Annotated in this window: 18 protein-coding genes and 1 tRNA gene; 7 read left to right on the top strand and 12 right to left on the bottom strand. The window is 67.0% G+C overall.

The window, feature by feature from the left end; genetic code table 11:
• Window positions 1-9,327, bottom strand: coding sequence for a fatty acid synthase subunit beta domain-containing protein (locus OHS03_RS00455; protein WP_407942441.1), 9,327 nt, complete (start codon window positions 9,325-9,327; stop codon window positions 1-3).
• Window positions 9,328-9,700: 373 nt separating this feature from the next.
• Between OHS03_RS00455 and OHS03_RS00450 the strand changes: the two genes are divergently transcribed.
• Window positions 9,701-9,782 (top strand) — tRNA-Leu (locus OHS03_RS00450).
• Between the two features lie 323 nt (window positions 9,783-10,105).
• On the opposite strand, the gene OHS03_RS00445 is transcribed toward OHS03_RS00450, so the two are convergent.
• From OHS03_RS00445 to OHS03_RS00435, 3 genes are all read right to left on the bottom strand, one after another.
• Window positions 10,106-11,302 (bottom strand): PucR family transcriptional regulator, encoded by a 1,197-nt coding sequence (locus OHS03_RS00445; RefSeq protein ID WP_328659867.1) that lies wholly within the window; start codon window positions 11,300-11,302, stop codon window positions 10,106-10,108.
• Window positions 11,303-11,405: 103 nt separating this feature from the next.
• Entirely contained in the window at window positions 11,406-12,275 is an 870-nt protein-coding gene (locus tag OHS03_RS00440) for an SGNH/GDSL hydrolase family protein (RefSeq protein WP_328659865.1), read from the bottom strand.
• 498 nt (window positions 12,276-12,773) lie between these two features.
• Window positions 12,774-13,283: a DUF1269 domain-containing protein gene (locus tag OHS03_RS00435; RefSeq protein WP_328659863.1), complete on the bottom strand. Its 510-nt coding sequence runs from the start codon at window positions 13,281-13,283 to the stop codon at window positions 12,774-12,776.
• A 208-nt stretch (window positions 13,284-13,491) separates the two neighbouring features.
• On the opposite strand from OHS03_RS00435, the gene OHS03_RS00430 reads away from it, so the two are divergent.
• Together OHS03_RS00430 and OHS03_RS00425 are read left to right on the top strand one after the other, a co-directional pair.
• Window positions 13,492-13,902, top strand: a complete 411-nt coding sequence (locus tag OHS03_RS00430) for a DUF7144 family membrane protein (protein ID WP_328659862.1) — start codon at window positions 13,492-13,494, stop codon at window positions 13,900-13,902.
• Window positions 13,903-14,099: 197 nt separating this feature from the next.
• Entirely contained in the window at window positions 14,100-14,546 is a 447-nt protein-coding gene (locus OHS03_RS00425) for a DUF7144 family membrane protein (protein WP_328659860.1), read from the top strand.
• 21 nt (window positions 14,547-14,567) lie between these two features.
• On the opposite strand, the gene OHS03_RS00420 is transcribed toward OHS03_RS00425, so the two are convergent.
• From OHS03_RS00420 to OHS03_RS00410, 3 genes are all read right to left on the bottom strand, one after another.
• A complete protein-coding gene (locus OHS03_RS00420) occupies window positions 14,568-16,148 on the bottom strand; it encodes an MFS transporter (RefSeq protein ID WP_328659857.1) in 1,581 nt (526 codons plus the stop codon).
• A 129-nt stretch (window positions 16,149-16,277) separates the two neighbouring features.
• The gene (locus OHS03_RS00415) at window positions 16,278-16,814 is read right to left on the bottom strand and encodes a hypothetical protein (RefSeq protein WP_235569840.1); all 537 of its coding nucleotides are present in this window, start codon (window positions 16,812-16,814) and stop codon (window positions 16,278-16,280) included.
• Window positions 16,815-17,229: 415 nt separating this feature from the next.
• Window positions 17,230-18,675: a serine hydrolase domain-containing protein gene (locus OHS03_RS00410; protein WP_328659855.1), complete on the bottom strand. Its 1,446-nt coding sequence runs from the start codon at window positions 18,673-18,675 to the stop codon at window positions 17,230-17,232.
• A gap of 35 nt (window positions 18,676-18,710) precedes the next feature.
• On the opposite strand from OHS03_RS00410, the gene OHS03_RS00405 reads away from it, so the two are divergent.
• Complete coding sequence (locus OHS03_RS00405; protein WP_328659853.1) at window positions 18,711-19,337, top strand: TetR/AcrR family transcriptional regulator; 627 nt, start codon at window positions 18,711-18,713, stop codon at window positions 19,335-19,337.
• Window positions 19,338-19,361: 24 nt separating this feature from the next.
• On the opposite strand, the gene OHS03_RS00400 is transcribed toward OHS03_RS00405, so the two are convergent.
• Complete coding sequence (locus tag OHS03_RS00400) at window positions 19,362-20,885, bottom strand: cellulase family glycosylhydrolase (RefSeq protein WP_328659851.1); 1,524 nt, start codon at window positions 20,883-20,885, stop codon at window positions 19,362-19,364.
• A gap of 169 nt (window positions 20,886-21,054) precedes the next feature.
• Window positions 21,055-21,672 (bottom strand): TetR/AcrR family transcriptional regulator, encoded by a 618-nt coding sequence (locus OHS03_RS00395; protein ID WP_328659849.1) that lies wholly within the window; start codon window positions 21,670-21,672, stop codon window positions 21,055-21,057.
• 182 nt (window positions 21,673-21,854) lie between these two features.
• Between OHS03_RS00395 and OHS03_RS00390 the strand changes: the two genes are divergently transcribed.
• Together OHS03_RS00390 and OHS03_RS00385 are read left to right on the top strand one after the other, a co-directional pair.
• Window positions 21,855-22,637 carry a CPBP family intramembrane glutamic endopeptidase gene (locus OHS03_RS00390; protein WP_328659847.1) on the top strand — a complete coding sequence of 261 codons (783 nt, stop codon included), beginning with the start codon at window positions 21,855-21,857 and terminating at the stop codon, window positions 22,635-22,637.
• 90 nt (window positions 22,638-22,727) lie between these two features.
• A complete protein-coding gene (locus OHS03_RS00385) occupies window positions 22,728-23,213 on the top strand; it encodes an NUDIX hydrolase (protein WP_328659845.1) in 486 nt (161 codons plus the stop codon).
• Here the strand turns inward: OHS03_RS00385 and OHS03_RS00380 are convergent.
• The 3 genes from OHS03_RS00380 to OHS03_RS00370 form a co-directional block, all read right to left on the bottom strand.
• Window positions 23,210-23,731: an OsmC family protein gene (locus OHS03_RS00380; protein WP_328659843.1), complete on the bottom strand. Its 522-nt coding sequence runs from the start codon at window positions 23,729-23,731 to the stop codon at window positions 23,210-23,212. The genes OHS03_RS00385 and OHS03_RS00380 overlap by 4 nt on opposite strands.
• Before the next feature lie 98 nt (window positions 23,732-23,829).
• A complete protein-coding gene (locus OHS03_RS00375) occupies window positions 23,830-24,291 on the bottom strand; it encodes a DUF8821 family protein (protein WP_063055980.1) in 462 nt (153 codons plus the stop codon).
• 95 nt (window positions 24,292-24,386) lie between these two features.
• A complete protein-coding gene (locus tag OHS03_RS00370; protein ID WP_056821658.1) occupies window positions 24,387-24,566 on the bottom strand; it encodes a hypothetical protein in 180 nt (59 codons plus the stop codon).
• Window positions 24,567-24,729: 163 nt separating this feature from the next.
• Between OHS03_RS00370 and OHS03_RS00365 the strand changes: the two genes are divergently transcribed.
• The gene (locus OHS03_RS00365; RefSeq protein WP_405150122.1) at window positions 24,730-25,224 is read left to right on the top strand and encodes a GtrA family protein; all 495 of its coding nucleotides are present in this window, start codon (window positions 24,730-24,732) and stop codon (window positions 25,222-25,224) included.
• Window positions 25,225-25,296 lie beyond the last annotated feature (72 nt).

Raw genomic sequence — 25,296 nt, 5'->3', positions numbered from 1 at the left:
CTACGGCGCTTCGGTCGACTGCGGGGTGATTTGCCCGGTGCCGCAGCCCCATCCGTTCGCGCTGTAGACGCCGTCGCTGTCGAGACGGGCCTGCGGCGAGAGCAGCATGTCGGCCTCGAGCTGACGGATCTGCTTGGCCGGCGTGCCGTCGGCGCCGAGGCGACGATCGGCGGGCTTCTCGTACAGTGCCGACCCGCCGCACATGGCCTCGGCGAAGCGCTGCCTGCCCGCGAGCTGACGCGTCTGCGCCCGCTCCTGGTACTCCGCCCGCGCGGCCGGGTCGATCGCGGCCAGGAACGCCTGCGGATGGACCACCGCGAGCAGACCGGACACGTGACCGAAGCCGAGCGAGGTCACCAGGCCCGCCTTGAGCGCGAACTTCTCGCCGAACCGCAGTGGCTCGCGCGCCCACACCAGGTGCGGGTAGCCGGCCATCTTCTCGTCGACGCAGTCCAGGCTGCGGTTCGGCGGCACCACACCGTTCTCCAGCACCTGGCACAGGCCGATGAGCTGGAATGCCGCCGCGCCGCCCTTGGCATGGCCGGTGAGGCTCTTCTGCGAGACAACGAACAGCGGTGCGCCGCTGGTACGACCCAGCGCGCCGGCGAGGCGCTCGTGCAGCTCCGACTCGTTGGGGTCGTTGGCCGCGGTGGAGGTGTCGTGCTTGGAGATCACCGCGATGTCGTCGGGGGTCACGCCGAGCTTGCGCAGTTCGGCCGCCAGTCGCGACTCGCTGCCGCCACGCCCCGCACCCAGCGCACCGAGACCCGGCGCCGGGATGGAGGTGTGCACGCCGTCGGCGAAGGACTGGGCGAAGGCGACGACGCCGAGCACCGGCAGACCCATCTCCACGGCCACGTCACCGCGGGCCAGCAGCACGGTGCCGCCGCCCTGCGATTCCACGAACCCGCCGCGACGGCGATCGTTGGCGCGAGAGAAGTAGCGGTCGCTGATTCCCTTGGCGCGCATGCTCGCCGAGTCGGCGGTGGCCGACATGTCGCCGAAGCCGACGATGCCTTCGATACCCAGGTCGTCGAAACCACCGGCGACCACGACCTCGGCCTTGCCGAGCCGGATCTTGTCGACGCCTTCCTCGACCGAGACCGCCGCCGTGGCGCACGCCGCGACCGGGTGCACCATGGCGCCGTAGCTGCCCACGTAGGACTGCACCACGTGCGCCAGGGCGACGTTGGGCAGTGCTTCCTGCAGGATGTCGTTCGGCCGCGGTTCGCCGAGCAGGTTGTCGACGTAGAGCGAGCGCATCGAGGACATGCCGCCCATGCCGGTGCCCTGGGTGTTGGCCACCAGGCTCGGGTGCACCCAGCTCATCAGCTCGTCGGGGCTGAAGCCCGCGCCGACGAACGCGTCGACGGTGCAGACGATGTTCCACAGCGCGACCCGGTCGATCGAAGCCGCCATGTCGGCCGAGACGCCCCAGATGGTGGGGTCCCAGCCGGTCGGGATCTGGCCGCCGACCACGCGGGAGAGCTTCGCCTTGCGCGGCACCCGGATCTCGGTGCCCGCCTGACGGGTGACGGTCCAGTCGCCCGAGCCCTCGACCGGGCTGATCACCGTGTGCTCGGGATCGGCGGTGGCGAACGCCCGTGCCTCGGCTTCGCCTGCGACCGTGAACGTCAGGTCCTGATCGAGGAACACCGAGGTGAGCAGCGGGGCCGCGTTGTCGAGCATGGCGCCGTCGTCTTCGTAGCGGCGCACACCGCAGCGTTCGACGACGGTGTCGTGGTAGCGCTCCGCGACGTCGGCCTCGGGTACGAAGTCACCGGATTCGGTGTCGTACCAGCCGGGCTTCGGCTCGTTCTCCCAGCGGATCAGACCGGTGGTCCAGGCCAGTTCGAGCACGCCGGCGGCCGAGAGCTGGTCTTCGACCTCCATCTCGAAGCGGGTGCGCGAGGAGCCGTACGGGCCGAGTTCACCGGCGCCGACGATGACGACCATGTCGCTCAGTTCCGCGGTGACCGGAGCCCAATCAGGCACGGGCAGCGCCGAACTCAGGGTGGGCGGTGCGGGCAGCGCGGCGATGGTCGCGGCGGTGGCGGCTTCTTCGATCTGCTCGGCCGCGGCCTCCTGCGCCTGCTTGGCGAGCGCGGGCAGGTCCAGCTTGGCGCGCGCCAGACCACCGGTGAGGTCGATCTGCTGCGGGCCGGTGAGCGTCACCTGACGAGCACGCGAGGTGCACCACTTGAGCAGTTCGTCGGCCATCTCGGTGGTCGACCAGGTCTGCACGCCCGCCTTCTCCACGGCCTCGACCATGGGGTCGTTGTGACCCATCAGCCCGGTGCCGCGCACCCAGCCGATCAGCGCGTGCACCAGCGTCACCCGGGTAGCCCAGGACTTCTCGGCCTTCCACTTGGTGACGACCGCGTCGAGCGCGGCCTTGGCTTCGCCGTAGGCGCCGTCGCCGCCGAAGAGGCCACGGTTGGGCGAACCCGGCAGCACCACATGCAGTTTCGCGTCGACGTCGTGGTCGGCGTTGAGGGCGGACAGGCCGCCGATCAGCCGTTCCACCGACCAGAGCAGGACCCGCATCTCCATTTCGGCGCGGGCGCCCGCGTCGGCGAGGTCACCGGCGACGCGCGGTGCCGCGAACGGCAGCAGCATCGTCGGGGTCATGGCGTCCTTGACCTTGACCTTGGCGCCACCCGCGTTGTCGACCTGCTCGGTACCGACCCACTCGATCAGCGCGTCGAGGTCCTGGTAGGAGGCCATATTGGCCGGGACCACCCACAGCGCCGCACCGTGGCGGGCGTTGTCGCGGTAGAGCGAGCGGTAGAACCGCAGCCGTTCGTCGTTGAGGCCGGAAGTGGTGACCACCACGGTCGCGCCGCCGGAGAGGAGCTTGCCGGTGACGGCTGCCGCGATGGAACCCTTGCTGGCGCCGGTGATCACGGCGAGGTCGTCGGACCACAGACCCGGCTCGGTGGTGTCGAGCGCGGCCTTGGCGATCTGCGCGTACACCCCGGCCAGCACCGAACGGGCCTCGTGCATGGCCCGCTGACGCCACCAGCTCGCCTGGGCGGCAACAGCTTCACCGGCACCGACGAAACCGTCGATCGACTGCTCCGCGGTGGCGGCATCGTCGCCGAGCCACATCTTCGCGAGGTCTTCCCGAGCGGTGGCCCAGCGGTCGTCGATGAGCACGGCCTTGCGGGCGTCGAACGCGGGGGCGACCAGACGCGGCCAATCCGAACCCAATTCGGCCGAGACGAGGTCGGCGAGCGTATCGGGAGTCGCCTCGGGTGCGCTGATCTTCTCGCTGAGGCCGAGCTGTTCGAGCACGACCCTGGCTGCGGTGGCGAGCACGCCGTCGCGTCCGGTGATCTGCTCGGTGAACTCGCCGAGCGCGGCAGCGTCGACGGTGCCGCCGGTGGCGCCACCCGCCGAGGGCATCGAGACCGCGACACCGCGCCGTGCCGCCACAGCCTGCACTGCGGCGTCGATGGCGGCGTCGACCGAAGCCGCATCGCTGAGCGCGCCGCCGGCGAGACCGCCGAGGTCACCGCCGCGCACGCTCGCGCCTTCGCGGGTGCCGAGGGAGACCTCGGCGGTGACGTGGCTGGCCCAGCCGTCGCCGAGTTCCCAGACCTTCTTGACCCGGTCGGCGATGGCGGCGGGCCGCTTGCCGGAGGGGCCGAAGACCTTGCGCAGGTGGTCGCCGATGGCATCGGTGAGCACGGTGCCGAAGGGCTTGTAGGTGCGGGCAAGACGTTCGACGGTGGCGGCCAGTGCGCCCATGTCGGCGTCGGCGGCGCCGTCGATGGCACCGAGGGAGAGTTCGGCGCCGAGGTCGACGAGCAGCTGGTTACGCCGCGAGGAGACACCGTCGCAGAGGCCCTCGATGGTGTCGACCGGGCCGATCTGGTCCATCCGCAGCTTGGTCCACAGCGCGATGAGCACGCGGGTGGCGTCGGCGGCACTGAAGGTGATGTCGTCGGGGCGCGGGCCGCCGGTCGCCACTGGAGCAGCGGCGACGGGGGCCGCAGCAGCGGTCGGCGCGGCCGCGGTTTCGACCGGGGCGTCGTCGATGTCGTCGACCGGGGCCGGATCGGTGTCGGTGGAGTAGACGACCGTCGCGTCACGTTCGACGTTGACGACCTCCACGGTCACCCCACCGAACGCGGGCAGCTTCAGCGTCTGCGAGGCCAGGTTCGCCACGGTCGGGGTGGCGCCGAGGCCGATCTCGACGAACCGTTCCACGCCGAGACCGCCGTGGGCGGTGTCGGTGAACAGCAGGTCCTGGGTCTCGATCCAGCGCACCGGGCTGGCGAACTGCCAGGCCAGCAGCTCGATCAGCACTACGCGGCACAGCTCTGCATCGCGCGTGGCCCAGCTGTCGAAGTCGGCCAGGACGGCCACGAGGGGCTCCGACGGCACGAGTTCGGCGATCTCGGTGAGGAAGGCGCGGTCCAGGGAGAACGGACGGGGCACCAGGTTCGGAATGTAGCGTCCGACCAGAACCTCCGGGTGCACCTCGGCGGGCAGCAGCTGCTCGAGCTTGTGCCGGAACTCCGGCACACCGTCGCGCAGCACCGAGGAGTGGAACGGCACGTCGATGCCGGGCACCAGGATGAAGGCCCGCTTGCCGCCGAATTCGGCACGGCGGCGGTCGATCTCGGTTTCGAGGGCCTCGAGCCCGGCGACCGTGCCCGCGATGGCGTACTGGGAGCCGCGCAGGTTGAGGTTCACCACCTCGAGGAACTCGCCGGTCTCGGCGCCGATCCCGTTGACGAAGTCGATCACCTCGGGGTCGGGCAGTCCGATCTGCGACGGGCGGATGGCGGCCATCCGGTAGTCGCTGCGGCCCTGCGCGTCACGCGGCACCAGTTCGTGCATGGCCGAGCCACGCTGGAACACGACCTCGAGCACGGCTTCCAGCGGCAGCACACCGGCGACGGCGGCGAGTGCGTTGTACTCACCGACCGAGTGACCGGCCAGCATCGCGCCTTCGACGAACGCGCCCGATTCCCGCAGCTCGGCGACCTGGGCGACGCCGAGGGTGGCCATCGCGACCTGGGTGAACTGGGTCAGGTGCAGCACGCCGTCCGGGTGCCGGTGTTCGACACCGCGCGCCTTGAGGTAGGTCGGGTTGTCGCGCACCACCGCCAGGATCGAGAAACCGAGGGCTTCGCGGGTGTGCGCGTCGGCACGCTCCCATACCCGCTTGGCCGCCTTCGAGCGGGTCAGCGCGTCCAGGCCCATCCCCTTGCGCTGGATGCCCTGGCCCGGGAAGGCGTACACGGTCTTCGGGGCGGCGGTGCGCCCGGTCGCGGTCATGACCAGGTCACCGTCGACGCGGCAGGAGACCTCGACGATCTCGGCGCCCGCGTCCACCGCGATCCGCTCCACCCGCACGTCCACGGTCGCGCCGGGGCGCACCATGCCGAGGAACCGGGTGGTCCATGCCGTGAGAGTACGTGCGGGAACGGAGCTTTCGGGATCCACCGCCACCACCGCGTGCTGGGCGGCGGCCGAGAGCCACATGCCGTGCACGATCGGGCTGCCCAGACCGGCCAGCTTGGCGGCGGCATCGGAGGTGTGGATCGGATTGTGGTCGCCGGAGACCGCGGCGAACGCGTGCATGGCGCGCGGGGCGGCCATGCTCACATCGCGGCGACGGCGGCGCGGGGTGTCGGTGGCGTCGTCGGAGACCGCACCGGCCGCGCGCGGCGGATCGGTGAGCTCGCCCGCGCCGTTGCGGCCACGGATGGCGAAGCGTTCGACGAGCCGGGCCAGCGGGGTGGCGTCGAGTCCCTGATCCAGGATCAGGCCGATGTTCACCTCGACCTCGACCACTCGGCCCATGTCGGTGTCGACCACCGCGCCGCCTTCGGCACGGACGACAAGAATGCTTGTCTCCGAGGGCAATTCGCTCAGCAGGTCGATCTGGTGATCCAGGTGTACCAGGTCCAGCATGCCCTCGATGACAGAGCCGCCGGCCGGGGTACGGGCCGCGCCGAGCACCGCGAAGACCGCGGGCCAGCAGGCGCCGACGAGCACATCGGGGGCGGTACGGCCGAGAGTGCTGAGGGTGTCGGGCAGGCCCGAGCCCGTGACACCGGCGTGGTCGGCGATCAGATCCGGCATCCATGCCAGGTTGAGGTGCGCCACACCGGCTTTCACCTCGGGCAGCGACTTCCCGGCGGCGACGCCGAGCAGGGCCGACATCGCGGTCTCGGCATCGGCGTCGGTGATCACCGGCGCGCCGCCGGAATACACGCTCGCGGGCACAGTGATGCGGATCCGCACGGAATCACGGACCAGCGGCACCGTCAGCTCCACGTAGCCGAATTCGGCTTCGGGACCGGTGGTTTCGGTCAGGGTGGCGCCGGTGGCGCGATGCACCGCACTCCCCTGCTCGACGATCCACTCCGAGACGTCACCGAGGCGATGCACCGGGTTGACGGTGGTGCGACCGGCCCACTGCACGTCGGGGGCGGCGAGCACGGTGTCGATCGGTCCCGCCACCACACCGGCGACGCGGCGCGCGTCCACCGGCTCGGGGACGACACCGGCCCTGACCAGGCTGTACGCGGTGTCCTGTTCGAAGCGGTCGAGCAGCTCACCGACGGGCTCGTCCACGCGGGTGATACCGGCGACGGCGACGGTGCCGGGGATGACGCACACCTGATCGGCCGAGTAACGCGGATCGTGGGCCTGCCACAGCGAATCCGAACGCCACCAGCGACGCACATCGGCGTCGACGACGGGCACGAAGTTCACCGGCTTGCCCGGCGTCTTGCACAGCGAGACGAAGAACGGCACGTCGGCCGGGTGCAGCACGGTGTCGGCGATCGTCGGGTACTGCTTCTGCAGCGCGCACAGCGCCTGCACCGGGTGCTCGAAGGCTTCGTCGTCGGCGAACAGGGTTTCGATCTCACCGCTGTCGGCCGGGTTGAGCCGGGACTCGGTGCGGCGCATCATCTCCGCGAACCGGTCGCGCCAGCTGATGTCGAGCCAGTCCGAGCGGGTGGCGTCGCGGATCGCTTCACCGATATCGCTGCCGCAATCGAACGAGATCGGCACCTCGCTCGTCACGGCCAGGGAGACATAGCGTTCCAGCCACTGCTGGTAGGTCATGGTGGCGACATCGCCGAAGTAGGGCTTGGCGGTGGCGTCGAGCGCCGCGATGATCTCGGCGCGACGGCTCGCCACGGCGTCGGCATCGCCCGCGACCTCGTCGAGCAGGCGGCCGGTCCGCGAGGCGGCATTATCGATCTCATGGATATCGGCGCCCAATTGGCTGCGCCCGGAGGCCATTCCACCGCTGGCGGTGCCCGCACCGACCCAGTCGGGGGTGCCGGGGGTGTCGACGAGCAGCTGCTTCACCGCGGGGGCGGTGGTCGCCTCGAGGGTAGCCATGGCCGCGGTGCCGACCAGCACGCCGTCCAGGGGCATGAGCGGGTAGCCGTGGCCGGTGGACCAGGCGCCGGTGAGGTAGTCGGTGGCGCGTTCGGGAGTCCCGATGCCGCCGCCGACGCAGATCACCACGTTGGCGTGGCCGCGCAGCTCGGCGTAGGTGGCCAGCAGCAGGTCGTCGAGGTCTTCCCAGGAGTGGTGCCCGCCGGCCTTGCCGCCTTCGATGTGCATGATCACCGGGTAGTCCGGAACGGCGTCGGCGATGCGCAGGACGGCCTTGATCTGGGCGACGGTGCCCGGCTTGAACGCGACGTGGCTGATGCCCGCCTCGGACAGCTCACCGATCAGCGCCACGGCCTCGTCGAGTTCGGGGATGCCCGCGGTGACGATCACGCCGTCGATCGGCGCACCCGCCGCCCGCGCCTTCTGCACCAGGCGCTTGCCGCCCAGCTGCAGCTTCCACAGGTAAGGGTCGAGGAACAACGAGTTGAACTGCACGGCGCGACCCGGCTGCAGCAGCTGACGCAACTCGGTGACCCGGTCGGCGAAAATCTGCTCGGTGACCTGTCCGCCACCGGCCAGCTCGGCCCAGTGGCCCGCGTTGGCCGCGGCCGCGACGATTTTCGCGTCGACGGTCGTCGGGGTCATGCCCGCGAGGAGGATCGGCGAACGGCCGGTGAGCTTGGTGAACGCGGTCTCGACGACGATGCGGCCGTTGGGCAGACGCACCGGCTTCGGCGCGAACGCCGACCACGGCGTCGACGGCTCCGGCGCGGCGCCCGGGGTGAGCAGGCTGCGCTGACCCGCGCGGGTAGCGGCGGCGATCACACCGACACCGGTGCCCTTGAGCGAACCGCCGGTCACCCGCGAGAGCAGGTCGCCGGGGCCGAGGTCGAGGATCCACTGCGCGCCCGCTTCGACCACGGCGTCGACGGTGGCGACCCAGTCGATCGGGTCGACGAGCACCTGCTGGGTCAGGGCGGCGGCGAGGTCGGCGTCGATCTCGCACTGGCGGGCCCAGCCTGCGACCAGTTCGACGGTCTCGGCCAGCGCCGGGTGGTGGAAGGCGACGTCGACGGAGATGTCTTCGAACACGGGCGCGAATACCGCGCCACCGCGGGCCTTGCTCTCGCGCTCACGGGTCTGCTCGTCGTGCAGCTGCGCGCAACGAATGCGCACTCGATCGATCTGCGCGGGCGCACCCGAGATCACGACGCGCCTGCGTCCGTTGCGGATCGACACCACGGCGGCGATCGCGGGATCGACTCCCTCGGCGACCTCGGCGACGATCGTCCGCAGCTGCTCCGGATCCACATTCGACACGGCCACCATCGGCGAGCGCTCGCCCACCGGCATCAGTCCACGCCTGCGCGCGACGAGCCCGGCGGCCGCACCCACGAGCTGCGAGATGGCCAGCAGCTCCGCGTCACGCGTGCCGCCCGCTTCGACCGCGGCGGCGGCGAACAGCCCCTGCGAGTGTCCGACGATCGCGACCGGCGCGTGCTCGGCCGGGTCGAGACCCTGCAACCGCAACGCCCTGGTCGCGGCGAGCTGGGTCAGCAGCACACCCGGCATGGAAACGGGCACCGACCGCAGCACCGAGTCGGCGGGCGCCGAGGACGGCTCCTCCGGCTCGTCGAGCTCGCTCTCGAGCACCCAGCCCATCGGATCGAATCCACCGGGGCGCACCACCAGCAACTGCGTCGCAACCGGCTCGATCAGCGCGGCAGCGTCATTGACCAGCGCGGCCAGCTCGGGCTCCAACGCGCTGTCGCGCCCGATCTCCTCGAGCTCGCGCAGCCACTGTGCACCCTGTCCGCCGAACGCCAACGCGTATCCCGCTCCGGTGCGCAGCTGCTCCAGCAGCGCCGCGCGGACACCCCTGGCCTGGCCGCGACCATTCGCTTTCGTGGTCGCTTCCGTGCCGATTTCGGTGCTCTCGTTGATCGTCAAGACGCTCGACTTCCTTCTCCTGGCGTGTCGCCCACCGACGGCACGCACACGTATCCGGCAGCCCTTTGGGCCTGTTGAAAGCCACGATCGCACAAAATCATGAGGAAAGCCTCACGTTTCTGGCCCGGTAGCGAGCTACTGCCCAGTATTTTCGTACGTCCGTACCAGAATATTGCGAAACATGACGCGGCCTCATGTTTGAACGCGCAGGTCCGGCCTGTTACTCGAGTTCTCAAACATGAGTGGCCCTCACATTGAGGTTTACCGAATCGTTATAACCCCAGGTCGTGTTACCCACGAGTACGCCACGCCGCCCCTACGCTTCGCACAGCCGGATTCGCCCGGTAGAGTTTGGACGGTCGTACACATCCAAGCGCGAGTGGCGAAATTGGCAGACGCGCCAGATTTAGGTTCTGGTGTCCACGGACGTAGGGGTTCAAGTCCCCTCTCGCGCACAGATTCCTGGCTCTTGGGCCAGATCAGGGCCTCCGCGTGTTCGAGTGCGCTCGCACCCTCAGAAGAGCACCCGGGTATGACGGCGACCTGCGCAAAACATGTTTCCGCGATGGCAGCTCTGCCACATTTCGGCGATGATCGCCGTTCCCCGATCCGCTGACAAAAAACCTTGTCCACGGGATAGCTGTAGTCGGAGAGTCCGGACGTGTCGCCGACCGCGTTCGCCGAGCGGCTTCTCCTCTATCCGGTCGATATCGGCCGGGGTGGCGTAGGTCGACCACCCCCAGACCGAGGCCATGTCGGCGCCAACACCGCTAGCGTGTCAGTGGCATGCCGAACCCATCGGTGACGAGCGTCGAAGGCGTCGATGGGCCAGCACCCACCACACCGTCATCAGGTCGTGGGTGTGTGCGAGATCGAGGTGCGTCAGTTCCTGGAACCGCGAAAGCCGATAGCGCACCGTGTTGCGATGGACGATCAGCGCGGCGGCGGTCGCGTCGGTGTTCCTGTCGTGTTCGAGGAAAGCCCAGACGGTGTCTTCCATGTCGCGGCGCCCGGCCCGTCCGTCGTCGAGCACTGTGCAGTGTCGGCGCTCGAGCCTTTCGACATCGCCGGTCCCCAGCATCGCCAGCGGATACGGCCCGAGATCGGCGGGTGTCACCACTCCCCTGCGACCGAATACCTGGGCCAGTCGCAGAGTCGTTGTGGCCTCGTCGAAGGAGCTAGCCATGGCGGTGAGCGGTGCGGGTTCGGCGAGGGCGACCAACCACCGATCGTCGACCACCGGCGGCCGCGGCACCACGCCGAACAACTCCCCCTCGGCGACCGCGAGGACCGGTCGCTGCTCGCGGGTAGCGCTCGTGCGGGCCACTACGGCCATCAGCGCAGGCAGGTCATCGACCTCATCCGGTCGTGCGCGCAACGGTTGATAGTGCGCGACCAGGTCGATCCCGAACACACCGGCATCGGTGGCCAGACGTCGGGCGGACAGATGTCCACCCAACAGTGCGCGGAGGAACTGCACGCGCTGTCCGGCGTTCCGGCGCGGGCCCTCCGCGATCATGTCGTGCTGGATTTCGGCGATGACTCCGGCGGCGTCGTTGGCGAACTCCCACGCCGCGTCGTGAGCCCGGAGCACCACCCTCGGCGGCAGCCCGCGTCGGGAGGCTTCCTCGTCGAGGGCCGCGAGCACGAACCGGGCGACGAGTTGGATGCTGCGAGTAAGGGTTTCCAGCGGGAAGCCCTGCCGCATCCGTCGACGGGCCAGCTCGCCCACCGCGCTGATGCTGCCGGCGGCGGGCGCGGTGAAAGTCGCCGACACGTGCTCCAAGACCGACCGGACGATAGGCGCGGTGAAAAAGGCGATGTCGGACGATGCCAAGACCGTGTACTCCGGCACTTGCACGCGCAGCTGGGCGACCAGCCGATCAACCCGCTCGTCGATACCGGTCACATAGTCGGTCAACAACGCACGCAGCTCGTCGAAATCACTCGACTGCTCGAGGCTCGATCCACTCACGAACGCAGCGATCTGGTTCGGACTGTGCACTGCTCGAATCCTGTCGTTGCTCGCCCGTGCCTACCGAAACCACCGCAGCGACGCTTCCGTGGCCGACAGCTTGTCAGCGGGGGACGGCGTCGGAGGACCGGATGGTGGCCACGATCAGTTCGGCAACTCCCCGGTGCCCGACGAGGGTCGGGTGGTAGGGCAGCATCGTGTCTCCACCGACCACTGGATCGAACCAGCGGGTATCTGCTGCCGAGCACATACCGTGACCTGTCGAAGCCTGGCGTGTGTCGATGTAGATCGCGCCGTGGGCGGTGGCCTCGCGACTGACCACGGCGTTGAGGCGGTCGAACTTCGACTGGATGTAGGCCGCGTCGTCGGCGCGCAGCCCCACCATCGCCGGGCAAGTTCCCGGGTCGAAGTAAGTGGGCCAGCCGTCGACGAAGATCTTGGCCTTCGGCGCGCGGCGGCTGATCTCGTCCAGCGCGGAAGTGTAGGTGGGGGCGATGGCATCGATGGCGGCGTCCCAGGCAGGATCGGCCGCCGTCGCGCAACTTCCGGTGACCGCGGCGGCGTGGCAGCTGCCGATGAACTTGGTCATCTCGGCGTCGTTGGCGCCGATATGCAGTGTGACGATTTCGGTAGCGGGGCCGAGTGCCTCGAACTGCGGCGGAACGACCCCCGACTGGCGCCCGGCCAAGTCGCGGATCTTCGCCGAGCTGCAGGTGCGATCCTCGTAGCTGATCCCCAGTGCGTCGGCGATCAGGGCCGGGGCGTTCGCTGTCGAGCGCGCGCACAGCAGCGGTGCTGTCGAGTCGATGTTCAGCACACCCGTAGTCGCCGCACCCGAATCGCCCAAGGCGACGTAGCGGGCCCCACTCGCCGGTGACGGCTGAGCACCCGCGGTGGGCACGGCGATCAGCGCGAGTACGGCCGCGCCGACGGCGGCGCGGCAGAGCGGACGAGTGATCAGCTTTCTCATCATCGAGAATCGACTTCCTTTACATTTTCCTGAGACTGCTCGGGCATGCGCTCGACAGAATCTCTGGGGCCACAATCGCGAAATCGCTGGGCGGCCCTAGCGAACGGGCAGTGTCTCTGGGGTGCTGGTTCGCGTGGGCCACTTGGTGATCAGGAAGCCGAAGGCGGTGGCCAGGACGTGCATGAGCACCGAGTAGACACACGATGATCGCCAGCGCGATCGGCAGACCGGTGGTGATCAATGATGAATTGCTCATGTGATGTCTTTCGATCTACGTCTGCGCCATCCCACGCGAAGGTGCCGCACACAACCCTCACACATGTTGAGACTACATCGTCTCAACGCTGGCAACTATGACACGAGTGTGGCGTAGATCGCAATCACAGCTCGCGCGCGACGATGCCGTCGGTCGACTCCGCGTTATCCAGGGGCAGGGTCAACCACGACATCGACGCCCGAGTGAACGCCGCCTGGGCGGTCGCGCGGCGACCGACCCGGTAGCTACAGCCCCTTCACAGCCTCCTGCAGCACCCGATCGATATCGGCGGGCGCGACACCGAGCTCTTCGGCGACTTCCTTCTCTGCCCTGGTCACAGCTTTCTCGATTGCTTCTTTGACCTTGAGCTCCCCGATGACGACGAGGCCCGCCTGGCCGGGATCGATGAAGTCGCCGAGTTCTTTGACCTTCGAGCGCGATATGCCCTTGGCAAGATGCCCGCCGACGGCCCCGATGACGCCGCCGACAGCTGCCGATGCGAGGATCGCGGGCGGGAAGATCACACCGAGCACCGCGCCCGCCGCGATACCTCCCCAGGCACCGTGGCGGGTGGCTGTCTCGTCCTTGTTCTCGTGCACCTTGCCGTTGGCGTCTTTGGTGATTACGGCCGCGTCGTAGGAGCCGACCAGGCCTTCGCTGTGCAGATCCTTGACGACCTGGTAGTCCGCGCGAGCGGCGGCCTCATTCGGATAGGTCGCGAGATAGATGAATGTTTCGTCGTCTGTCTTTGCCATAGGATCCTCCGTTTCCGGCGTACGCGGTCGGTCGACCACACAGCAAGGCTTCCCCGCCGATGCCGGCCGGTCGTCACCCGCAAGGGATGAGATCGCGAAACCAGTCGTCGGACCGGTCTATGGCGATCCGGTTCATCCGTTTCGGGTGAGGCCATCACAGATCCCAGTGAGAAACGGTGGACGTCGGTCTTCTACGGAAGGATTCATGATGGCTCACGCATCGGAAACCGAGCATCCGGTCCAGCAGGGGTTCGCCGCGGGCACTTCCATCGGCGCCGCGATCCTGCTTCTGGTCGTCGGCGTGTTGTCCGTTCTGCAGGGCATCTCAGCAGTGGCCGAGGACGACCTGTTCGTCGTCGGCATCGACTACCTCTATGAATTCGACACCACGACATGGGGCTGGATCCACATCGTCGGCGGGATCGTCCTCGCGCTGAGCGCGGTGGGGCTGATGAGCGGCGCCACCTGGGCGCGGATTGTCGCGGTCGTCATCGCGTCGCTGTCGCTCATCGCGAATTTTCTGTGGCTGCCCTACTATCCGGCGTGGTCGATCCTGATCATCGTGCTCGATGTGGTGGTCATCTGGGCCGTCACGACCTGGAATCCGCGCGCGGTCTGATCGACCACCCGGGACGGTTGCGAACCTGAAACATCGCGGCATCGACGGGAATGTGTCCGATAAACTCGCGGCGTGTCGAGATCGACGGATAGTGGGCGATCGACTCCGATCGCGAGCACCACCCTTTAGTCAGGCGCCGCCCTTACCAGAGCGCGCGATTGCCCATGTCCGAAGTTCGCTGCAGCAAGGGGATTGCTATGACCGAGCGCAATTCTTCCGTGAATCGTCCCGTTCCCGAGGATGAGCCTTTCGAGCGGCAAGCCGCCGCCGCGGGGATCGCCATCCTGGCCGCGATCATGCTGTTCCTCACGGCGGCCGCCTCCATCCTCGAGGGAATCGCCGCGATCGCCGAAGACGAGTTCTATGTCGCCGGTATCAGCTACGTCTACGAATTCGACGCGACCACGTGGGGATGGATCCATGTCGTCCTCGGTGTGATCGCGATCATTTGCTCGATCGGTTTGATGACGGGCGCCGCGTGGGCCCGATACTCGGCAGTGGGTATCGCGGCGCTGGTGATGATCGCGAACTTCTTGTCCCTGCCCTACTATCCCGCGTGGTCCCTCTTGATCATCGGGCTGAGCGTAGTGGTCATCTGGGCGGTCACCGCCTGGCAGCCAGTTCGGGATCATCGTCGGCCGTGACGGCAGATATCGCGACCTGAATCAGGATGACGTCGGCAGTCCTTCCGGAATGCGCCGCATACGGAACGAATTGAACAACCCGATGAGACCGGCCAGGAGCGGAACCAGCAGTGCCACTTGCAAAGCGAAGGGCCGAGCGTCGGTGTTGATGCGAATGACCTCGGCACGGATCTCCGGAGGTTCGTCGACGAGCAGCTGATCGAGTTGGGTATTGCTCATGACCTCGGCGTCGTCCTCCAGTGCCTGCGCCACCTGTTGTTGCTGTGCCGGTGGGAGCACCGTGCTCGATTCCGCCATGCTCGTGAACGTGATCGACAAGGTCGCCAGCATGATGGCACCGGCGAACGCCAGGCCGAAGGACAGCCCGAACGACCCGGCCGCCGAATTGACGCCGGCGGCTTCGCTGATCCGCTCCTCCTCGATCGGGGCCAGTGTGTAGTTGTTGAGCTGGGACACAAGCAGACCCAACCCCGACCCCGCGATGATGAGCGGGATTATGAGCCCCCAGCCGAATTCCGCTCGTGGAACGATCGGGATGAGCACCACTATCCCGACCGTGAGGAGCACGAATCCCCACCGGATGATGTTGCGGGCCGGCCGATCGCCCGCGTATCTGCCGGTGAGCACCGCAACGGCGAACATGCTCAACGACAGGGGTGCGATGGACAGGCCGGCTTGCATCGCGTTGTACTCGAGCACCATCTGCAAGTAGATCGGCAGGGCGATCATCGTGCCGCCGAGGGCGATCTGCTGGAGCATCTGCCCCGAGATGCCCAGTCGGAAGATCTTGGATCGGAACAAGTCCGGGTCGAGCAATGTCGGCTTTCCCGCGCGCTTACGCCGGACCAGCCAATAGGCGAGGCCGGCCAGCGCCAGCGCGCCGACAGCCAAGAGCACACCGACTGATTCGCCGCCCTCCTGCCACACCAGGATTCCCAGCACGATCCCGCCCATGCCGAGAACCGACAGCACCGCCCCGACCTTGTCGACGCCGCGGGGGCCGGTGTAGGACACATCGCGGACGATTCCCATCCCGGACAGCACGATCGCGATCACGACGACCTCCAGCACGAACCCGACCCGCCACGACAGGTAGGTGGTGATGAAACCTCCGAGCAGTGGGCCGATCGCGGCCGCGATCGCAGCCGCCGCGCCGACGAGGGCATAGACCTTCTTCTGCGCCGCTCCTTGGAAGTTGCCGTGGATCAACGATTGCATGGCGGGCAACAGCAGCGACGCGCCGATCCCGCCGAGCACGGCCCAGAAGATGACGATCGCGACCAGGCTCTGCGCGAACGCCATCGCCGATGCCCCGATCGCGTAGCCGATCAGACCCAGCGCATAGGCCCGCTTGCGTCCGATCAGATCGCCTACTTTGCCGCCGATCAGGATGAACGCGGCCGAAACCAGCGCTTCCAACGCGATCGCCGCTTGGACCCCGCTGACAGTGGTGTCGAGATCGTGAACCACCGCCGAGATCGACACGTTCATCAGCGAGGTATCGACAACGAGCACGAACATCGCCATCGCCAGCAGCGCCGCCAGCAGACGTTGAGTGCGCGCCTGCCCAGCCGAATCGTTGTTCAGCGATCCATCGCTCATCGAAGCCCGCCGTCCCGGTAGTCGTGACGTACTCCTGAAATCGACCACGGCCGCCGAGTCGATCGGATTCGGATCTATTGCCCGAAGGCCGGCCGGGAGTTGCCGCTGCCCGGCCGGATGTCTGGCGGTTTACACCAGCTCGGGAACTCGCAGGTGCGCGAAGCCGAGCCTGAACTCGGCCACCTCGAGAACTTCGGCTCTCATCACGCGGGTCGCCGCGTCCCGCAGTCGATCCACGTGGGGGCGACTGTTGTCCAATTCCTCTCGGCTCGACCAGACGGTCGATCCCACTCCGCGCCCGGTTGCTCGGTCGACGAAAAGGCTGGCGCTGCGGAATCCTTCGATCTTCTCCAGCTCCGGCAGGAGGCCGGACTTGAACGTCTGGATCGCCAAGTCGACTCCAGCCGGATCGACCTGGATCCAGGTGCAGCGGGTGCAGGCACTCGCGCCGGCCAGGTGATCGCGGTGCATGACCGCGACTTCCCATTCCTCGATACTGTCGACCGAGCCGTTCAATGCCTCGGCCAGACCATCACGCAGTGATCGGATGCGCATACTGCTGTCGTGCATCGCGGTCTCGGACTCCCACGCGGTGGTGGCGATGCATCGGCCTGTCGCCCTGTCCACCATCAGCGACATACCCACCCACCCGTGGAGGTCGGGCATATTCGGCATCATCGAATTATGGAGGTATGCGATTCCGCGGTCGATCGACGACCGCTGGGCCGCAAATGTGCTGGAACGTGCGTACACGGGGCCACCTCCTACTTTCAGGAAGGGTGGCGCCCCGGTGGGCGCCACCGGACATATCTACTGTCCTCCGAAGCGACGATCCGCACAATGCGATGGACGGTCTCCTTTGCGCCGATAATTTCGGCCGTATTCAGTAGTGCCGAGGTATTGACATCGAGCGAATCAGGAGAAGACTGGAGGGATACCGGAACACCGGAAATGAGCCACACTGCCGACGGAGACGTTTGCCGACCGTAGTGACGTCGTTTTCAGGATCTGGCTAAGCCCCCGGCAAGCCAATCGAATACCGGAGTATCAGCGACGACTGAGCTCATGGTTTCGATGGAGACTACCGGGGACTGTTCTGTGTGGGGCCGATCAGCCCGGCGGACGACAATGCGACAGCAAGTCGCAGCGGCAGCACCAGTGCGCCGATCGCAAGGATCGTGAACACCAAGCCTGCGATATCCGGAGCCCACAGAACGAGTTGGGTCAGTTCGACCCCCGCGGCGGTAGGCAGTGCGATGCCGAGACCCGCCAGGACCCCACCGATCACGAGCAGCCAGAGGGTGAAGTTCGCGGCCGCCCGCTGTCGCGACACCGCTTTCGGGTGGACGAGCAGCTGGATACCGCGAACCACCGCGGCGATGCCGATAGCCACCGATGCGCCGAGGCCGATGAGAATCGCCTGGTAGGAGCGTTCGACCGGGGCCACCGCAGACTCATGCCCGAGCGTGCGCGCCGCGATCCCGAATCCGATATCGAGCAGTGCGGCCTCCTGGAACTTTCCATAGGCGTTCGCGGTGACGACGACGGCGTGGTCCGGCAGCAGGATGACGTGGGCCGCATAGCCGGGCGCGGCACCGCCATGCCAGACCATCGGGATGTCGGTGCCGTCGACTGTCCAGTGACGCCAGCCGAGGCCATAGCTCCTCCCCTCACCGGTGGGGACAGCTCCGTCCAGCACGGTGCCATCACCCAGACTCGCCCGTGCGAAAGCGGCGAGATCGTCGAGTGTGCCGCCGAGATAGCCATAGGCCACCCCGGCCGGGTCGAACGGCGTGGCGAACGGCACCGGCCTGCCGAAGACGAAGCGATGCCCGTCGGGAACCACGGCGGTTGCCTGTTCCGCGGACGTGACAGCGGTGCGCATACCGAGTGGTTCGAGCACGCGCTCGGCGAGCACCTCCGTGAAAGGTCGACCGGTGACCGACTCGACCACGGCACCGAGCAACAGATAATTTGTACTCGAATAGCGCTGTGCGACACCGGGTTCACCGGTCAGCGACTCGTGTGCGAGCTCGTCGACCACGTCACCCGGCCTGCGGTGCGCGTCGGTTCGATCGGTATGGGTTGTCGACGTCGGCAAGCCGCTTGTCTGGTTCAGTAAGTGCCGCACAGTGATTCGCGCCGATAGCGCAGGGTCGCCGGTTCGGAACGACGGCAGGTAGGTGGTCACCGGTTCGTCGAGGCTCAACTCCTCCGCCGCCACCATCGTCGAAATCAAGCGCGCTGTCACCGGTTTGGCCACAGAACCCCACAGGAACGCGGTCCCCTGGGTGACCTGCGCGCCCGAGCCATCGGTGCCGAAAGTTCCGGCATGCCGTATCCCCGCCCGGTCGACCACCGCGTACGCGGCCCCGGGAATCCGCAGCGCGGCCATCCGCGCGCGCACGAACTCGTCCCAACCGGCGCTCGGACCGGAACCGCCCACGACCGCATCCGGAGCGGGCGCGCAACCGATGAGCACCAGCATCGAGAACAGCAGCACCGGCCATCGTTCCAATATCGCCATATTGGAACGATAACCATATGAGTATATTGTTGTCCATGCCTCGAGTTGCCGATCATGACCAACGACGCACGCTGATGACGCACGCCTTCCAGCGGCTGCTGGCCGAGGAGGGGCTATCTCGGGTGACGTTCAGCAAAGTGGCGAACGACGCGGGGATCTCGGTCGGGTTGATCCAGCACTACTTCGCCAACAAGGACGAGCTGCTGCGATTCTCGTACGAGGACTGCCTGCGTCGCAGCGCCGACCGGGTCGCGCAACACATCAGCGCAGGCGAAGCGGCCGGGCAGCCGATTTCGGCGATGCTGCTGGCAGGCTTGGCCGAACTACTGCCACTCGACGCCGAACGGCAGGTGGAGTTCCGGGTCGATCGCAGCCTGTGGACCCTTTCGCTGAACAACCCGGAGTTGGCCCGGATCGCGCGGCGAGCCCATCACGAACTGCACGGCAGGATCGCCACCGCCATCCAGAACGGCAAGGAATGCGGCGAGGTGAATGTCGAGGTCGACAGCGCCGCCGCCGCGACGATGATCACCTCCGCCACCCGCGGACTGGGCGACATTCTGTCGATCGAATCAGCCGCCGCCGACCCCCGTGTGCTGGATACCGTTCTGCGACCGGTGATTTCGACCGTCTTCACCGGCCGCTGCGGCCACTTCGATTAGGACCGTCGAGAACGGCTGGTCGGCTCAGCGCGGGCCTTGGCCCCGATCGCGGATCGTCACCGAGATCGGCGTCGTGGTGTCGGACTCGATGCGCACCAGATGGTCCGGGCCGACTGCGCTCGCGCGCCCGCCCTCGACGGTGATCTCAGGTCCGTTCGGGTAGTGCAGGGGGCTGATGAAGATCTCGGTCGGGGCTCGCATCGGGGCGGGGTCGTAGGTGTAGTGGAATTCTCCGGTTGCCGCGTCGAAGGACAGCGAGCGCGGAATCCCCGCGGTGGCTTGGGGATAGGTGCGGACCAGGGTGCGGAGCTTGTCGGGCTTGGTCGAGGAGAGCTCACCGTCCGCGGTGAACAGGCCCTGGGCGGTGTCGGCGGTGGTGGGGTCATTCCAGTGTTTGTAGGCCCAGTGCATCCAGCCGGTCAGGGCCTGGTCGGCGGCGGTGGTGTCGATGGCGAGCGCCCGGATATTGTCTGTCGCACCGAATTCGGTCATCAGTCCTACCGCGCCCATGCGGTCGGCCTGATGCAGGGCGCGTTCTTGCGCCTGACCGCTGTAGGCGAGGCAGCCCTCGGCGTCGGCGCCGGGCAGACCTTGCGATTGCAGGAAGATCTGGGGGCAATAGTTGTGCCAGGAGTAGCCGATCTGCGGATCGTCGGCGATCGGCTCGAAGAAGGTCGCGACATCACGTCCGCCCGCGAGCTGCTGGGGTTCGTACCAGACGATGCCGGACGGATCGACCTGCCTGATCGCGGCGCGGACGCGGTCCATCGCCGGTTGTAGTTCGGTGCGGTAGTGCTGTGCGCATCCGGTGATCGCGCACTCGGCGAACTCGGATCCGGCCCACGGCTCGTTCAGCAGGTCATATCCCATGGAGTAGGGCTGATCTCGCCAGCGTTGGGCCACCGCCTGCCAGGCCTGAGCCCAGCCGTCGAGCAGACCGTTGCGGTTGGCCCAGAAGTCGTCCCAGAGCGCGGACTGCTCGGGCAACCAGTAACCCCAGGGGAATTCGGCTGTCGTCACCGGAAAGGGCCCGAACGCAGCCGGCCGTCGCACCGCCCACTGCGGTACGCCTTCACCACCGTAGCTTTCGTGCCACTGGTCCTGGTGGAAGTCGAACTGTGTCCAGATCCGGTTCGCGGCCAATTGTCCGACGACGCGGTCCCAGCTGTCCAGGTAGTCGTTGTCGACCACTGCTGGCGCGGTGGGAGTGACTCCCGCCCACAGGGTTCCGATCCGCGCGCCGTTGAAACCGTGCTCGGCCAGCCAGGCGGCATCGGCCGCGGTGAAGCCCTCGGCGGTGTCGGGCGGCACATACGGCGCCTGCTTCCAGACCAGGTTGACCCCGTGCACGATGACGACCCGACCGTAGTGATCGACCAGCCACCGTCCGTCGCGACGGAGTTGAGGCACGGCGTCCACGGGAGCCGCGGTGACAACGCGCGCCTCGGTCGAGAGCAACAGAAACACGAACAAGACGAGCCCGAGCCGACGCAGCAACCGAGCGCTACGGAACCTGCCGCGATCGATGGTTGCCGGGTCTGTGCGCATCTGCACGACTCCTCATGGTCGATGAGTGCGAGACAGGCATATATGCACCAAGGCATCCGAATACACTCGCGTATCGCTGATGAGTTTGGGGAGGTCGGTCCGAGTTGTCAAGACCCGACGATGACCCGAGCCGCAGGCCGAGGCGGGCTCGATATGCCGGTGGGCGACGTCAGCTTTCGGCGGCGGCCATCGCGGTGAGAGAGCGGTTGAGCAGGGTCAACGCATCGAGGAACGAGTCGTGCGGGATCCGCTCGGGGTCGGTGTGGGCGAGGGTGGCGATGCCGTGTTCCACGGCGAGTACGAGGAGCGCGATCTGTTCGGTGGGCGCGGGCAGCCGAATTCCGGACGCCTCGGCGACCCGTTCCACGGTGGAGCCGAACCAGTCCATCGTGGCTCGGTCGTAGTCGCGCAGGCGATCGGCTACCTCGGGATGACGCAGAGCGTAGAGCCGGAACTCGATCAGCAGAAGGAACCGTTTCCGGTCGGCGAACCGGTTTCCGCCGTGCCCATCGAGTGCATCGATATCTTGCTGCGCGGTGTTGTCGGGGTCGGTCAGCCTTGTACCGTTGTCGATTTCGCGTTGTAGCCAGTTGTCGAGCAGCGCCAGGAACAGATCGGTCTTGTTCGCGAAGTTCGCGTACACCGCCCCGCGGGAGAATCCGGCGCGTTCGGCGATGTCGTCCAGTGCGGCATCGGCGAATCCCTTGTCCGCGAACACATCCTCGGCCGCACTCAGTAGCGCGGCACGGGTCCGTTGCACGCTTTCGGCGCGAGTGAGTCTCGGCAACGTTGATCTCTCCATCGGACTCGAACAGGGCAGGACGCGACCAACACACTACGTCCACCTCCCACCGGCCTGCGATCTCGGATGACGAGGCCGGTGCCGTCGTCTGGTGATCGGGCACTCGCCGAACGCAGCGCCACAGCAGCGGCCAGGATCGAACACACTGATCCGCTAGATTTCGACGGATGAACGCTCCGGACACCTCGACGCCGCGAAGCCTGTCCTACCCCCTGTTCGCGGCCATCGTCATCACCTACCTCGTGATCATCCAGGGCGGTGGATTGATCCTTGCCCGACTCAGCGGTGAACACGACTTCTTCACCACCCGCGGACTGGTGTTCACCATGGTCATCCCGTTGGGAGTGGCGCTGGCGTTCACCTACGGCGTCATCGCGTATCTGGGGTGGCTGCGGCCGGTGCTGCACGACGATCGGCCGACGCGCGCCTGGGTGTGGATCGTGCCTGCCGTGTTCGTCGTCGCGATCGCGGCCGGAATCGACTACGCCGCGCTGGCCGAGAAGGGCTGGCTGTTCGTGGTGGTGTTGCTGATCGCGACCCAGTTCGTCGGCTGGGGCGAGGAAGGCATGTTCCGCGGCATCGGGGTGACGGTCCTGCGCGAGCACGGCCTGAGCGAGGGCAAGGTGGCGTTGTGGTCGAGTGTCGTCTTCGGCGCGGTGCACCTGACGAACGTGGTGGGGCACGGGGTGTCCGCGCTCCCCCAGGCGATCATCGTCAGCCTCGCCGGCTACTTCTTCTACCTCATCCGCCGGGTCAGCCACAGCAACGCCGTGAACTCGATCCTCCACGGCCTGTTCGACTTCTCCTTGCTCAGCGGAGCCGCCATCCTGCTCGACCAGCAGGTTTACCTGGGAACGATGCTCCCGATCCTGGTCTACCCGATCCTGGCCGTCGTCCTGCTGATCAGGCGGAACGCCATCGAACCGGCCGCTCCAGCCGTGACCCCGTAGCCCCGGCCTCCGAGAAGTCCGCTGCCGCCGCATGATTCGCCGTCGCCGGATTCGCGACCTCCGCGAACCAGGACGAAGTAGCCTCTCGGAGTGAGCGATGAGTTGCGGGTCGCCGCCTACGCCATCTGCGTGCGAGAAGTCGCCGGTGCCGTCGAGTTGCTGCTCGCCAGGTGGGTGTCGCCCGACGGCGCCAAACAGTGGACGTTGCCGGGCGGTGGAATGCACCACGGCGAGGATCCGATCGCCACCGCTGTTCGAGAGGTCGACGAGGAGACCGGATACCTCGTCGAGGTCGTCGAGCTTCTCGGCATCGACTCGGTCAACCATCGATATCCGCGCGCCGGGGGTGAATTCGCGGACTTCCACGGCCTACGGATCGTGTACGAAGGTCGGATCACCGCCGGGGAACTCCGTCACGAAACCAATGGCTCGACCGACCTCGCCGCCTGGCACCCGCTCGACGATGTCACCCACCTCGACCGAGTCGACCTGGTGGACATCGGGATCGAGCTGTGGCGAACCAAGCCGGCCGACGGAAACGTGACTCGGCCGAGCAACCCGGGTCAGTACACCTAGGCGAGGGTCACGTCGAGCGGCACCGCGTTGCGCAACGTATGCCCCACCGGAGAGCTGGACTGCACTTTCGCGTGCAGTTCCTCGAGCTGCTCCCGGGAGGCGTCCGTTTCGATCGACACTGTCGCGGTGATCGACTCGAAGCCTGCGTGGCCCTGGGCGAGTCCGAGGAATACGTGCAGGTCGAGGTCGCCCTTCACATCGACGCGCAAGTTGTCGATGCGAATACCGGCGACGGTGGCGTTGGCCGCGTAGCCGACCGCGAGGCAGTTGCCGAGAGCGGCGAGGAGTTGTTCGACCGGGTTGGGGGCGGTGTCGCCGCCGCCGAGGGCCGCCGGTTCGTCGGAAGGGATGGCCGCGAACTTGCGGATACGCGCCTCGGAGGAGAACCCGCCGTCCCACGCGATATGCGCCGCCCAGGTGGTCTGCGCCTTGGTCGGCTCGGCTCGAACTGCCGCCACGAGACCACCTACGGCCTCGATGTTCACGTCGTTGAGGCGGGTGCTGGCGTCGACGGTCATGGGAGTCTCCTTGCGACAACGGGCGGGAATACTCGGACCACCACAGGGTCCTCGTCGCAGCCGCCTTCCCAACAGGGTTTGCCGCAGGGTGAGTTCAGTCAGTACTCGTGCTTGATGACGAAGTAGGAGCCGCGAATGGTGCCCGCCAGCTTCGACTTCTGCCGCGCGAACTTGAACGAGTCGAGCTCGGCGGGCACTTCCATACCCTCGCTGAGCTTGAACCCGACCGCCCGCTTCTTCGCATCGTCGATCGAGTACATGACATTGATCGACAGACCGCTCTCGTAGAAGACGTAGGCGATCCGAAGGTTCTCGACCTGGAAAGCCGTGGCCTCCAGCGGACGAGAAGAGATCACGATGTCACGTTCGTCCGCGAGTATCCGGCTCACCCAGTCGACGGCCGATGTCGCCTCGCTCGCGGGCTCCACCGTGAAGACATGATCGTATTTGTTCTTGAAGTACCGAGCCTCGTTCGCCCGCAATCCGGCGAGCGCGTCCACGACGGGCGACGACTCCAGTCCCTGGGTCGACACGGTTGCGAAATCCACGATATAGGCCACAGCGAACTCCTCAGAGGGTCCATCACGTCACCGGCAGCATCGACATCGTCGAACCTCGCGCCCCGCCGAACCGGGGCGCGCATCGCATCGCAGCGTCAGTGCGAGTAGTCCCGGAATGTCATGACGCCGCCGACCAGGATACCCATCACCGCCAGGATGTAGACGGTGACACGGACCCAGGTCGGCCCGTAATAACTGACCGCCATCGCCGCTCCCAGCGCTACCAGAATCAGCACCACTCCGTAGAAGGGCGTGCGTTGCTCCCTGTCAACCATCACTCCAGTGTCCGCCGACCGCGCTGCGGGTGCCATGCCGATTACGACGCGGTCTGGAAACGCACTCACCAGTCGCGCCTCTTGTATATACGTATACATCTACGTATAGTCACAAGCGTTGCCAGGCACACCGACGACATCCACACGCTTGATCGGAACGAACATGACCGCACCGCAGATCACCCGTCCGGGAATGCTCCCCACCAGCGTCTACACCGGTTGGACAGGTCCTCGGCCACGCATCGATCTCGTCCTGCGATACCTGCGCGGCGATCACACCTTCGCCCAGCTGATCCGCTTCGCCCTGGTCGGCGGGGCCAGCAACATCGCCTATGTGCTGTTGTTCGTGACCATGCACGGCAGCGGCCCACTGGTCGCCAATGTCGCCGGATCGATGGTGAGCACGGTGATCGCCAACGAATTGCACCGGCAACTCACCTTCCGGGCGGGGAGCAGGGTCGGCGGGTTCACCGCGCAGTGGGAGGGCGGCGGGTTGGCGCTGCTCGGCCTCGGCATCAGCACGGCGGCGCTGGCCGGACTGGATTTCCTGGCGCCGAGCCTCGGCGAGACCGCGCAGGCGGGCGCCGTGCTCGCTGTCATGGCCGTGGTGGGCGGGCTGCGATTCCTGGTTCTGCGCAGCTTCGTCTTCGGAAATTAGGCTCGAGCTGCGCTGATTCATTATCAGTGGCACCGTATCCGTTATCGTCCCAGGACGAATTCCTTTGGGCAG

The sequence above is a fragment of the Nocardia salmonicida genome, from assembly GCF_036142455.1.
GTDB lineage: Bacteria > Actinomycetota > Actinomycetes > Mycobacteriales > Mycobacteriaceae > Nocardia > Nocardia salmonicida.
This window is presented reverse-complemented; position numbering and strand designations above follow the sequence as displayed.

Excerpts from the sequence above, each read along its gene's own strand:
- OHS03_RS00435 (WP_328659863.1), bottom strand. The coding sequence starts at position 13,283 with ATGGCAAAGACAGACGACGAAACATTCATCTATCTCGCGACCTATCCG.
- OHS03_RS00370 (WP_056821658.1), bottom strand. The coding sequence starts at position 24,566 with ATGGTTGACAGGGAGCAACGCACGCCCTTCTACGGAGTGGTGCTGATT.
- OHS03_RS00410 (WP_328659855.1), bottom strand. The coding sequence starts at position 18,675 with ATGGCGATATTGGAACGATGGCCGGTGCTGCTGTTCTCGATGCTGGTG.
- OHS03_RS00440 (WP_328659865.1), bottom strand. The coding sequence starts at position 12,275 with ATGATGAGAAAGCTGATCACTCGTCCGCTCTGCCGCGCCGCCGTCGGC.
- OHS03_RS00420 (WP_328659857.1), bottom strand. The coding sequence starts at position 16,148 with ATGAGCGATGGATCGCTGAACAACGATTCGGCTGGGCAGGCGCGCACT.
- OHS03_RS00400 (WP_328659851.1), bottom strand. The coding sequence starts at position 20,885 with ATGCGCACAGACCCGGCAACCATCGATCGCGGCAGGTTCCGTAGCGCT.
- OHS03_RS00405 (WP_328659853.1), top strand. The coding sequence starts at position 18,711 with ATGCCTCGAGTTGCCGATCATGACCAACGACGCACGCTGATGACGCAC.
- OHS03_RS00425 (WP_328659860.1), top strand. The coding sequence starts at position 14,100 with ATGACCGAGCGCAATTCTTCCGTGAATCGTCCCGTTCCCGAGGATGAG.
- OHS03_RS00390 (WP_328659847.1), top strand. The coding sequence starts at position 21,855 with ATGAACGCTCCGGACACCTCGACGCCGCGAAGCCTGTCCTACCCCCTG.
- OHS03_RS00365 (WP_405150122.1), top strand. The coding sequence starts at position 24,730 with ATGACCGCACCGCAGATCACCCGTCCGGGAATGCTCCCCACCAGCGTC.
- OHS03_RS00430 (WP_328659862.1), top strand. The coding sequence starts at position 13,492 with ATGGCTCACGCATCGGAAACCGAGCATCCGGTCCAGCAGGGGTTCGCC.
- OHS03_RS00380 (WP_328659843.1), bottom strand. The coding sequence starts at position 23,731 with ATGACCGTCGACGCCAGCACCCGCCTCAACGACGTGAACATCGAGGCC.
- OHS03_RS00415 (WP_235569840.1), bottom strand. The coding sequence starts at position 16,814 with ATGCCCGACCTCCACGGGTGGGTGGGTATGTCGCTGATGGTGGACAGG.